The organism is Candidatus Thiodiazotropha sp. AKAK3, from assembly GCF_058244645.1.
Genome location: NZ_JBSYOQ010000071.1, coordinates 77857 through 90608 on the forward strand (window position 1 = coordinate 77857; position 12752 = coordinate 90608).

Annotated in this window: 8 protein-coding genes and 1 tRNA gene; 3 read left to right on the forward strand and 6 right to left on the reverse strand. The window is 42.2% G+C overall.

Translation table 11 applies throughout. From position 1 onward, the window contains the following. Nucleotides 1–228 precede the first annotated feature (228 nt). A complete protein-coding gene (locus AC4IE7_RS18980; RefSeq protein ID WP_490778443.1) occupies nt 229–2115 on the forward strand; it encodes an ammonium transporter in 1887 nt (628 codons plus the stop codon). A gap of 490 nt (nt 2116–2605) precedes the next feature. On the opposite strand, the gene AC4IE7_RS18985 is transcribed toward AC4IE7_RS18980, so the two are convergent. The 6 genes from AC4IE7_RS18985 to AC4IE7_RS19010 all read right to left on the reverse strand — a co-directional run bounded on the left by AC4IE7_RS18985 (nt 2606) and on the right by AC4IE7_RS19010 (nt 10246). Beyond that, nucleotides 2606–3193, reverse strand: a complete 588-nt coding sequence (locus AC4IE7_RS18985; protein WP_490778444.1) for a hypothetical protein — start codon at nt 3191–3193, stop codon at nt 2606–2608. A 608-nt stretch (nt 3194–3801) separates the two neighbouring features. After that, nucleotides 3802–4986 (reverse strand): extracellular solute-binding protein, encoded by a 1185-nt coding sequence (locus AC4IE7_RS18990; protein ID WP_490778445.1) that lies wholly within the window; start codon nt 4984–4986, stop codon nt 3802–3804. 79 nt (nt 4987–5065) lie between these two features. Then, entirely contained in the window at nt 5066–7594 is a 2529-nt protein-coding gene (locus AC4IE7_RS18995; RefSeq protein ID WP_490778446.1) for a bifunctional diguanylate cyclase/phosphodiesterase, read from the reverse strand. A 736-nt stretch (nt 7595–8330) separates the two neighbouring features. Continuing rightward, a complete protein-coding gene (locus AC4IE7_RS19000; protein WP_490778447.1) occupies nt 8331–9011 on the reverse strand; it encodes a hypothetical protein in 681 nt (226 codons plus the stop codon). 167 nt (nt 9012–9178) lie between these two features. After that, nucleotides 9179–9268, reverse strand: a tRNA-Ser gene (locus AC4IE7_RS19005). 285 nt (nt 9269–9553) lie between these two features. Next, nucleotides 9554–10246: a thiopurine S-methyltransferase gene (locus AC4IE7_RS19010; RefSeq protein ID WP_490778448.1), complete on the reverse strand. Its 693-nt coding sequence runs from the start codon at nt 10244–10246 to the stop codon at nt 9554–9556. Between the two features lie 265 nt (nt 10247–10511). Between AC4IE7_RS19010 and AC4IE7_RS19015 the strand changes: the two genes are divergently transcribed. Both AC4IE7_RS19015 and AC4IE7_RS19020 read left to right on the forward strand, forming a co-directional pair. Further along, on the forward strand, nt 10512–11426 hold the full coding sequence (locus AC4IE7_RS19015; protein WP_490778449.1) for a class I SAM-dependent methyltransferase: 915 nt from the start codon (nt 10512–10514) through the stop codon (nt 11424–11426). A 253-nt stretch (nt 11427–11679) separates the two neighbouring features. After that, on the forward strand, nt 11680–12678 hold the full coding sequence (locus AC4IE7_RS19020) for a serine/threonine protein kinase (RefSeq protein WP_490778450.1): 999 nt from the start codon (nt 11680–11682) through the stop codon (nt 12676–12678). Nucleotides 12679–12752: the final 74 nt, after the last annotated feature.

Below are 12752 nucleotides of genomic sequence, written 5' to 3' on the forward strand. Positions count from 1 at the left end.
TTTTTCAGAAATTCTTTGGTGGCTGCATTGTTGGGGATTGTGGCTATACACTCGAAATGTTCGAAACATGACAACGGGGGCGTTACTCAATAGCAAAAAAAGACGAAGAAATACAGTGAGATATGTTTACCCATGATTATGGAATATAAATTGCACAGTGTTCAGGTTCGGTTGTTTTGACCAGTTACACACTTAACCAAACTTGTTTGAATCGGAGAGCAGAACGAAGTGGATGCAATTAGCAGTGACATGTTATGGATCTTGACCTGTGGGTTTTTAGTTACCTTGATGCAGGGAGGATTTACCTGCCTTGAAAGTGGACTGGTCCGCTCTAAAAACAGCATCAATGTCGCCATCAAAAATCTGGTCGATTTCTGTATTTCCCTATCGCTATATGCTCTGTTTGGTTTTGGCCTCATGTTCGGTACCAGCCAATGGGGTTTGTTGGGTACTGATCATTTTATGGTTGGAAATGGTACAAGTGGACATGACTTAAGCTTTTTCTTCTTCGAGGCGGTTTTTTGTGGAACGGCAGCAACCATCGTTTCCGGTGCTGTGGCGGAACGAATGCGCTTTCTTGGGTATATCCTTACAACAGTCGTTCTGGCCGGCACCATATATCCTATTGTCGGCCATTGGGCATGGGCCATGAATGAGGCTGGAGAGATGACAGGGTGGCTTGGCCAAATGGGCTTCAAAGATTTTGCCGGATCCTCTGTGGTTCACTCTGTCGGTGGTTGGATTGCCTTGGCTGCGCTGATTATTATCGGCCCCAGGATCGGCCGATTCGGTGAAAATGGACGACCTGTAGAGGGTCACTCTCTGCCAATCGCCACTGTTGGGGTTTTTCTGCTCTGGTTCGGCTGGTTTGGATTCAATGGCGGTTCCACCCTGCGCCTGTCAAACGATATACCGCTGATCATAGTCAACACTGCGATGGCAGGTGCTGTGGGTGGTATCAGTGCATTGACTGCCAGTTGGCTACGTGATGGGCAACCCTTGGTGGACCGGGTAATGAATGGGGTTATTGCCGGATTGGTCGGTATAACGGCAGGTTGTAATCTGGTGGAACCGGTCAGTGCTATGCTCATCGGCTTAATTAGTGGTTTTATCGTTGTCTATAGCACACCCATGCTGGAGCGTTGGAAAATCGACGATGCCATAGGTGCGGTCTCTGTTCATCTGGTAGCCGGTATCTGGGGTACCTTGGCTGTAGCCCTGTTTGCTCCGGATGGTAGTTGGGGCAGTGAGTTGACTCGATTGGATTTTTTCTGGATTCAACTGCTTGGAGTTACTTCCATCGGTCTCTACAGTTTTGGTTTCGGTTTCTCCCTGCTGTGGTTACTGAACAAGCTGGTGCCTCTGCGAGTTAGTGCTATGGATGAACGGATTGGATTGAATATTTCCGAGCATGGGGCCGGTACCTCAATTTTGGATCTAATTACTCAGATGGATGAACAAGCCCGTAGCGGTAATTTTTCCAGACCTGTCGATATTGAACCAGAAACTGATGCTGCACCTATTGCCGCCTTTTATAATGCGGTGCTTGAGAAATTCATGATGGAGACAAGTCGTCGGCAGACGGCGATGCAGAAGCTCAATCAGATGGCCAATTATGACCCTCTTACCGGTTTGGTTAATCGTAGATTTTTTTATGAGTCAGTGAGGCGTGCATTAATTCGAGCCCGTCGAAACAAGTCCAGTGGTGCAGTGTTATATTTTGATCTGGATGGTTTTAAAATCATCAACGACAGCTTCGGTCATGAAGCCGGAGATCGGATTTTGAAAGAGACCGCATTGAGACTTGCCCAGAGTGTTAGGGAAAACGATATTTTAGGGCGTCTGGGTGGTGATGAGTTTGCGCTACTCATTGAAGACGCAAAGCTTCCCAGAGAAAATGCTATTCAGGTGGCCAGTAAAATCCTTGAGCGTGTTGAAGAGTCCTATGACTGCCAAGGCGAGACCTGTTTTATTGGTATCTCTATTGGTATTGCAGTTTATCACTATGATAATTATTTGGAAGTCAAGACACTGATTAGAAATGCAGACCATGCTATGTATGAGGCGAAGATGGCGGGTAAGGGTACCTATCGAGTTTATGAATCTATTGACTAAATCAAACTGTGTCAGCGGCCTCTGATGAGGGGCTTCGGCTTAGTATGACCCTATGGATTAAATTATGACTAGTATAGAGGCTCTGCCCTGACCAATGCAGCGGTAGTTCGACCAGCGGTAATGCCAGGGTGAATCCACCATCTCAGCACACACTGGATTCCACTCGATATAGCGCATGCGGGTCAACTGCCGCGCTGGTGCCCAAGTCAAGAGTAAACCTGACTCAATTTGCTCATATCGTCACTGATACTCTACAGCTTCGCGAGCCAGCTAAAGCTGTTAAAACCCGGTGACCCCAATGACTTCTCGAGCTGCTGATTCCGCAGGCAGCTGATGCTGCCCCTCGACCACCCACCTGTTTTAGTATGGCCGTGTCAAAATGTTAGCCCGGTATATTGAATATGATACCGAGATATACTAAACCCTGATAGCCATCAACATCAGTATATATAAGAACCCTTTCAACTACCGGGCCAACATCGTCGATTACCTAGCTGGTCATTAACGTTTTAGCGCTCGAAAAAGAGAGATTACTTCGCCACAGCAACATGATGAGAGAAGAAGCCATCAAGTAAAATGTAGGAGGTAGAGGAACTGGAGCAAGATCAGAAACATCGGAAACCAGAAAATCACTTCCAATGTTTATTGTCGTTTCCCCAATAAGAGGATTGGAGTCAGTGGTTGTGACGTTTCCACCAAGAAAACTGTCGTTATAGATACTGAAGTCATCAGATAAGTCAGTGATTAAATCAAGCCCACTGAACGTCAGCTCTATCTGTGCAGGTTGAGGACCAGTTGCGGCCCCTATAGTCCAGACAGTGTTTAGACCATTACTACTCGTGCTTGTCGTAATAGGTACAGCGTCGGTCAGCTCATAGCTGGCTGGACCATTCAGATCAACCACATCGATATGCCCACCATTGACTGCACTATCAAACAGACCAGCCCCTGCGGTAGATGATGTATTTACTACTGTAGTGTCAATTAAAAAATAGCTTCCCGGTTGAACGCCTACATTATTACCAAAAATATCCTGTGTTGCACTGAAGTCAAATTGTAGAGTTGCTGCATTTACCATGCAGGGTGTTATAAACGCTAGCGAAAGAAATGATAGCCGAGACGAAATCATTTTTTATAAATCTCCATACTGATTATTAATTATTCCTGAGGCTACTGTAATTTAAATCAACAGCGACCTCGTCCCTTGTGACATAATCTGATCACTCAGATTACGCGCAAGACTGCGACGTTTTAGATAGTATGTAATTGAAGGTAAAGTCTTAGTTGATACTATTTCAGCACAACAAAATTTGTATTATTCTAAATTGTAATTTAGTTCCGAAAGTCGGTTGTTAACAATCTGTCATAAATAATAGAGATCAGGGTAGTAACTATCTCTTCCATTACAGACATCCATTATGAATACATCACAGACCTTTACGCTTAGCCTAAGCCCTAAGATCAAAACCACTCTTTAGTAGTTTAGTTCCTAGCGCACTGCATTGTATTTGAATAAGCAGCACGGTCAATAGGATTTATATTCTTTTTTTGGAAAAAACTATTTATACAAAGTGTAATTAAATTGACTGTTTTTTAGTTGAAAGCGTGAGATACAGCCTTAATATGGTAATAACCTTATTGTATGCGTATATAGATCCATCTTTTGTTCTTGTATTCTAATACTTCCTACCTGTAGGGCGTAATATAGTTTTGATGTCTATCAAAAGCGGCGTTAATATTCTCAACAGCCAGATCCAGGGCGATAGCTGGTGGCATACCATTTACGATATCACTCATGGCTTTTATGTAGCTGGAGGATATAACTGAATACGCAGGAGTCGCTGGCCTAAATCTGGCGGTACGGGTCGACAATTCATAAAGAATTCGCCATTTACCTTGTACGCCATAATCTTCGCTCAAATCAGCAGTATGGCTGTTAGTCGGAAATATCCCCATTACACTGGAGCTTGCAAGGGTTTCCTCTGCTGTCATTAAAAAAGTAATTAACTCGACAGCCGCTTCTGGATGTTGGCAACTTTCCGTTATTGCCCAGTGCCAGGTGCCACCACCGACAAAAGATCCATTTCCAAAATCTGGAACTGGCAATACTGCTAAATCCTCTTTAAAAGCATTGTAGTAACTACTTAAAGCCCAGGAACCACCATATTGAACAGCAATAGTTCCTCTAATGAAGCCTTCGTCATTTGGGGGGGTAGGGTCAATATATTGTTCCTGTACCAAATATTGTATCCATTCCCCAAACTTAATTGCATTGTCTGAGTTCAAAAAGCCATCTACTGTTATATTATTGCTGCGATCTATTAGATCCGCTCCCCAGGAAAGCATCATAGGAGCCCATGCATAAGGAATCCATTCCGTTGTGTCATGTGCTCTTATATCAAATGGATATTTATATTCTCCTGTTGCTTTCACAGCCTTTAGGATCGCCATAAATTCATCTCTACTCCATGGATGCTCTAGAGTCGGATAGCGAGCTTTTATTTGATTGATTAGCGACTTTCTTGTGAACAGAGCTAATGAGACATCTAGTGGACCGATTGAATAGACTTTACCATTGTAAATCCCTTTTGCAGTTGTATTTACTGACTGCAACATCTCCTCATCAATGAGCTCATCTAAAGGTCGTATATATCCCTTCCAGGCAAAACTTGGTACTAGAGGCTGGTCTATTTCAATCACGCAAGGAAGTAGACCAGCTTGTGCTGCGGCCGTAGTAGATAAGGTATAGGAAGCCTCGGGAATAAGATCAGGTACGATTTTCCATTGACTTTGACTCTCATTAAATCTTTTTATTGAGGCAAACGACGCTGTAATTTCAATCTCTCTCGCGTCATGACGCCAAAGTTTCACTATTTTCGGATCACCGAATGAACTAAAGGGATAACAACCTAGTAGGATCAATATAATCGTTAAATGCTTCATCTCAGTTTTATTGGGAACCAGGCAGGGTAGTATCAGTGTTGTTTACAGGTTTACTTTTCACGATTCTCTTAGACAATTGCCCTATATTTAAAGGTTTATCAAGATAGTAACCTTGGCATATGTCACACTCATAATTGAGTAACTTTTTGAACTGAGAGCTTGTTTCAACACCCTCTGCTACAACAACTAGCCCACACAGACGACCAGTTCCTATAATCATACGAACAAGCATGTCACTTTGGTGATTGCCTATGAATCGATTTATAAAACAACGATCTATTTTTAATTCGGTTAGCGGTAAACTAGTGATATAGTTGAGAGACGAATAACCTGTACCAAAATCATCCAGTGACAAGCCAAAGCCTTGCTCTCTTAATTGTGTCAATAGTAGCCTTACTGCATCTAAGTCTTGGATGCAAATGTTTTCTGTGACTTCTAAAGTGATCCGCTTCGGGTCAATACCTATTTCAGCACAAATTTCCAATAAGCTGTGACCCAGCTCTGGGTCCATGAGCTGAACAGGAGAGATATTAACTGATAGTTTAAGTGCATCTTTTCCATTAGGTGAAAGCTCGTAAATATCTTCACAAGCACGTCTAAATATTAATATACCGAGTTCATTAATTAATCCTGCTTCCTCTGCTATAGCGATAAATTCTGTTGGTGAAATAATACCCAAAGCAGGGTGATTCCATCTAGCCAGTGCCTCGACACTAAGAATATTCTTGTTATGGAAACTTGATTGTGGCTGGTAGAAAACCGTAAATCCATTGTCCTTTGTTGCGAGAGCTAACTCATGCTCAATTACTGCTCGACGTTTAATCTGCTCAGTAATAGAACTACTATAAAAAAGAGACTGCCCCTTTCTTTGAGATTTAGATTTATAAAGAACTGTGTACGCCTGGTTTATAAGGCCTTCAGCGTCTGTGCTGTTATCTGGGTAGATTGAAACGCCAATACTACAACCAATAGTGAGCGTTCGACCGTCTATATCAATGGGGCCAGACAATGTTTCATGTATGAGGGATGCTTTATCTTTAGCATCTTCTGTATCATTCAAGTTTGGATAACAAAACATAAACTCATCACCACCAAATCGAGATACGCTTTCACTACAACCTGTCAATAGCTCAAACTTTCTGCTAACTACTCCAAGTAATTGATCACCAACCTGATGGCCATATATATCATTGATATTTTTAAAGTTATCCAAATCAACAAACATAACTGCTAGTATTTTGTTGTCTGTTTGGCTTAGTTCAATATGCTTTTGAATATTCTTTAGCATATGAACGCGATTGGGTAAATTTGTTAAGTCATCATGTAGCGCCATGTACTCCATCTTGTTTTTTGTTTCATCAAGTTCGTCAAAATCCTCACGTATCTTTTTTTGAAAGACCTCGAAGCGCCTGGCTATTAAATTACCAACATATAAAGAACTGCCAGTAAGTAATAACATAGAAGCTATAGTGAGGTAGATCAGATTGGTTAAACTTTGTTGGTTGGCCCTGACAAGTGCTTCTTCTTTTATCTTTAAACGCCTTTCAAAACTTTGGGCGCTGAATCCTGTACCAATAATCCAATCCCAACCTTTTATTTTCTTTACATAGTTGATTTGTTTTAACTTAACTGTTCCACTCAGTGTAAGAGGTTTAGAGTAATCAACATAACCCCCCCCATTACGCACTTGTTGCATAATATTGTTAAAATAATTTTCTTGAAGGGGGGTTCCAGTATTTATATTCAAACCTAGAAAATCATGCCGATGGTGCGCTAGCAGAATTCCATTCTTATCTAATACAAAAAAATAACCACCTTCTCCATACTCATATTCTGAAAACCAATCAAGTAGGTCTTCTTTAACGCTTTCTTCAAAGTCAGATAGGTACTCGCCAGTACCAATCAACAGGTCAAAGGGTTCGAATCGTTTAACATAGCCGACCTTGTCAAATTTCTTCTCAGCGGGCCCGCCAGGTTTTTTAAAGAGCCAGTGAAAAGCGCCTTCTCGATGCTCCTCTGCTATATCCAGCATTCCATTGAATATATAATTACCTTTTTCATCTCGTGACTCCCAATTTAGTCTCCCCTCCATTTCAGGATTACCGGCATTCATGATGGTATTTCCATTCATATCCAGAATGAAATAGTAGCCTCTTCCATCAAAAAAACGAATTGGCCGGAGCGATTCTCTGATCAGCTTTTCTATTTCAGCCCTAGATTTACCAATATTACGTGCATATACGTAATTCGCGATTCCATAGGCTTCATAAACGCGCTGTTTTGCGCTCTCTTTTAAATCACTTTCTAATTGGTATTTTTTTAGAATGACCTGTTTGTAGGCTTGAGAAACTTCGGAGCGTATCATCTCTTTCTGTTGAAATATAAGCTCTTCACGAAGGTTTTCTATACTCAAAGCAGCTTGCGCTCGCTTATCCTGAATTGCAATAATATTCACAGCTAAAGCAAATACAAAAACTACAGCAACCGGCGCATATCGGATTAAGTTTAGTAATTTTCTATTGTCAAGATCTGTCAACTAAACTCACCTATGTTTGTTTTAAGATTACATAAGCAATCCGTGCTTTGTTTTTGATGGAACATAGAACCTAATCATCTTGAGTGAAAATAATTCAAAACAAAAATGACTCTTTATATTAAATATCTTATTTCAGAAACCTATGAAAAACCGAGTCATATACTTGGTTTTTTAACCTTATCTTCTATTATCCATATATAGTTCACGTTCGTCTTGCTTCATTGCTTTTACGCATGCTTTAGGCACAAAAAAGCACACTTTATTCAAAACTTCACAACATTTTTGAGCTTAAGTTAATCTAAAGTAGATTGAATTACCTGGCATACTCAATAAAAAATACATATAAATCATATAGTTACAATTTAGGATTATTGGATTCTGGAGCGCTGACATCTCAACTTTATGTTCATGTACTTTGTGTTTATCAATAAATAGACCATATATATAAGCAAAACACTCGAATATACTGATTCAGTGAGCTGGACACTGATTCTGACACCGAGTATGACTGACTTTACATAACGTTCGATACAGTCAGCAAGATGTTTGGATGACAACTAATTCGCTTGGGTACTCAGCGACAGTGGACCCAAGGCGAACTATCTAGAACTGTCACTATTTACTCTTCGGCTATATGACATAGTGAGCGACCTCCACAGGACTGAGGCCAGCCCCTACAGGACTGCCGAATTTATTGATACCCCCCTAATAGAGGGGTGCTAACCTATCTCCTGATTCATAACCCAGGTCCATGCCTCGTGCCTTTGTATTGTAATTCACTGATTGCTTTTAATGCTTCATCCTTTTCAACAATATCAGCACTGTAGCCGATAGTTACCAATCCTGGATGTTGGAACTTAATAAAATATTGCTGATTATTTTTGACATTTAATGATACAGGGCCTGCTGATTTTACTTGAGAACTTATGAGGTCTGATAGCAGACGATCTCCATCATACTCAAAAGTAAGAGTGTGTTGGCCTGGCTTTAGGTCTATATAGAAAAATCCCTCTTTGTAAATGTAGTGTGCATCTTTACCATCTACTAATAATTTTGGTTGTATTACTAATCCGCAATCACCGACAGCGCAATATATAAAAACGCTTGCCATATTTGATGGTATTTTACTCAGTTTATCGGCTAATGTTTTATAGGTTGGCTCCTTGGTGGGTATGGAATAATAATTTCCAAATATACCCATTACAATTTTTCTGTATATGTCGTCAGTAAATAGTACTTTCCCTCTTACATTCTTCTTCTCTGAATAACTGTAAAATATGTAAGAGTCTTCATTATTTAATTTATTATAATCAAGTCGTTCTGTCAGAATTCTGTCAATTAGTTTTACTGACTCTTTTATTCCTTCATCATAGGCTTGTCGGTATTTAGCTTGATTGTTACCTATCCATATAGGCAATATTCTTTCTGCTGCTTTATTTTGTTTGTAAATATTAAAATATACCGCTTAGTCAACGACTGGTTTAACAAACACTTGAGTTATATGACTTATAGAATTTGATTGCTCACTCCCTTCAAGTGATAGATTGGAAAATATCATAATATCAAGTTTATAAGGTTGAAATATGGCGGAGAGGGAGGGATTCGAACCCTCGGATCCCGTAAGGGATCACCTGATTTCGAGTCAGGCCCATTCGGCCACTCTGGCACCTCTCCGATCTGTCTCGATATTGAATGGTAAAGGGTAATTTGAGCATAAATCCAGCTGATTACCTAAATCAATGCCAAGGTTGCCAATTTAGATTACTGATTCACCTATTGGTCTGTTATTAGGCTATCTACAGTCGATGGTGGTCTACTACAAGATCTGGCTCAGCATAATATGCAACTGCAGGTCACATCCAGGGAGGGCTGGTTTGACTGGGCTATGAGCAACAAACTGTTAGAGTTGAGCATCAACACCTGTAGCAGAGATTGGTTACTACTAATTTTTATCTCTTTTCAGGGATGATCGGATGGCTTCAGAAGATAGATCTTCTCCACCATTTCGCTAACGCCATGTTCACGGTATCGATCGGTATCTTTGAGCAGATCAAGTGTATGTAATAAGTTGATGGTGTAGTGGGGCATGAATAGTGACCTGACCTCCTCCTCATGGACACTATAGGGCGGTCCGGCCATCTCTTGTTGTGGGTACTCCAGCGTCACCAGTAGAATTTTTGCCCGTTTTGGCAAGACCTCTATGAGTGTGCGGACGAACTGGGCTCTCTGTTCTGGGTTAAGGGCAACCAATGAGGCTCTGTCATATACTGCATCGACATCACTGTTATCTAGATGCGATAGATCGAATATATCTCCGCAAAGTAGTTCATATGGTCCCTGAGTCCAGTGCTCATAGTGCTCCGATGCCTTAATAGAGGGTTGTAGGCTGTGCTCTGTGAAAAAGTGCTCAATCGCCAGCCGGCTCAATTCTACTCCACGAATTCTATACCCTTGTTCTGCTAACCAGAACATATCCTTGCTTTTACCACATAGAGGAGCCAGTACCAGTGAATCTGATGGCAGAAAAAGGGCGTGCCAGTGATTCAGTAGATGCTGGTTGAATGAGACATGGTGCCAGCCTATGTTGTTCTCTTGCCAACGCTTCAACCAGTTTTCGTTGGGCGCTCGCAGCTCTGAAGTGAGTTTAGTCATGAGTCAGCCTGTCAATATTGTCTTTACTCCGGCGAGAGTATGTTTTTGTTTTATCTTCATGGCAAGTGACTTGCCTCAACTAAATAAGAACGATTCTTGGATAGAATTACCTAACTGCTTATCATATTTGCTTTTTTTGGTAATAAATCGACGTAGAGAATTGCTTGCTGATGAGTCTGTTGAGTATAATTCGAGCCAGTTGATGATATACGTTCATGATGTACGTGTCTTATGATCGCAAGAGGTTATAGCAAGGAGGCTGAAAATGAGCATGACAATAGATAAATCGCTTCATGAGTTTGGTTCCCAGAGTATTCAGGATCCACGAGTTCCAGATTGGGAGGCAGTCGAAATTCCCGATGCCTGGCCAGATCAGCTGGTACTGAAGAGTCCTGCTGCAATCTGGTCTTTTCTTAAGCTGGTGGCAGCGAAAAAGCGGCCTACAGTTGTGCTGCCGGAGGAGATGCCGGGGCGGGATATGATCCCAAAATATATTCTGCGTGAGTTTCATAACTTTCCCAATGGCAACTACTCAAAAGTGATGACGCAACGTTATATCAATAACTTTGACCGATTCATGCTGGGAGAGATCAAAAAACTGAGAAAACGTTTGGCCTCGGAATTCAAAGATGTGGCGCGAGTTCTTGATGTGGGATGTTCCGGAGGTGGCGTTGCTGCAGAACTGGCAGCGGTCGGTGTCGACGATGTATGGGGTATTGATCCCTCGCCCTATCTCCTTAAGTCTGGTGCAGAAGAGTATCCGAATATCAAATTTATCCAGGGCATTGCAGAAGAAACAGGATTTCCAGACAGGCGATTTGATGGTGCTACAGCCTGTTTTCTGTTTCATGAGATGCCGATCAAATATGTTGAAAAAAGCCTGAAAGAGATCAACCGTATCCTTGAACCGGGAAGTTTACTTGCAATCGGAGAGCCGTCTCCGACTCAGGCCTATAGTGGATATTGGGAAATGACTCGTCGCTATGGAATAAAAGGGCTCTATTTCAGCTGGTTTGCCAAGACCATTCATGAGCCGTTTCTGGATACATGGCATAACTGCGATCTGAAAAGTCTGTTTGACATGCATGGTTTTGATCTGGTTTTGGATGAAGTCGGTATGCCTATTCGCTATATTCTGGCTCGTAAACGGGAACAGGCAACTGAAGCGCCGGCTGAGTAGTGGAATCTCAGATGTTATGAGAAATCTTGTGGTTATTTACCCGACAACCAGATAATTATCTTTCAGGCCTTAAAGCCACTAAGATTATGATTATTATAGAGACAGGCTGCATTGAGCCTGCCTGCAGACTTGGTTATCAAAACCTGCTGTAGAACATCTTCAGCGGCATTTTGATCTCTTGCTGCAGGCATTATCTCTGAGATCGAAAGCAAACTATCTGGTTGCAGGGGTAATTGTCTGGTAGTTTGTTTTTATGACTGACTCTGATTTCTCATATCAACACGCCTTTGCTGTTCTGACCCCTGATACCATACTTGATGCCATTGAATCGACTGGGGTGGTTTGTAGCGGCCATTTTCTTGCGTTGAACAGCTACGAGAACCGCGTTTTCCAGATTGGTATTGAGGAAGGGGCACCGCTGGTGGCAAAGTTCTATCGCCCTGATCGCTGGAGTGATGAAGCGATTATTGAAGAGCACCAGTTCACACTGGCCTTATCGCAACAGGAAATACCGGTAATTTCTCCATCAATCGATGTTGATGGTCTCACATTGCACCATTTCAACGGGGTGAGATTCTCTCTCTTCCCCTGTCGTGGTGGCCGCGCCCCGGAGTTGGATGATCCGGATCAGCTTGAACAGCTCGGGCGATTCATCGCAAGAATCCATCTTCTTGGTGCGAGCGACTCATTTAAACACCGACCTAAACTTGATATCGAGAGCTATCTACATCGGCCCAGTAGTTATCTGTTGGACCATGACTTTATTCCTGACCACCTGTTGACCGCTTATAAGAGTGTGCTGGTAGACCTGGAAAGCCGAATCAAGGCCTGTTATAGCAGGGCAGGGAGTATTAACATGATTCGTCTACATGGAGATTGTCACCCTGGAAATATCCTTTGGCGGGATGATGGCCCCCAGATTGTGGATTTCGATGACACCAGAACAGGGCCTGCACTGCAGGATCTATGGATGTTTCTCTCAGGGGATCGACGTTTCATGACCGAACGGCTGGGGGACTTACTGGAGGGCTATACTCAGTTTTATGACTTTAATCCCTCTGAGTTACACCTCTTGGAAGCACTACGCAGTTTGAGATTGGTTCACTATGCAGGTTGGCTTGCCAAGCGCTGGGACGATCCAGCTTTTCCTGCGGCATTTCCCTGGTTTGATTCAGTTCGGTTCTGGGAAGATCATATCCTCACGCTTCGCGAGCAGATTGCAAAAATGGATGAGCCGCCTCTGGTTTGTTAGATTTTTCTACAAATTGAATATTGAGATTGTTCGACCCATGCCGTTCTACAGAGATTGCCCTGCTACAGGTTGAG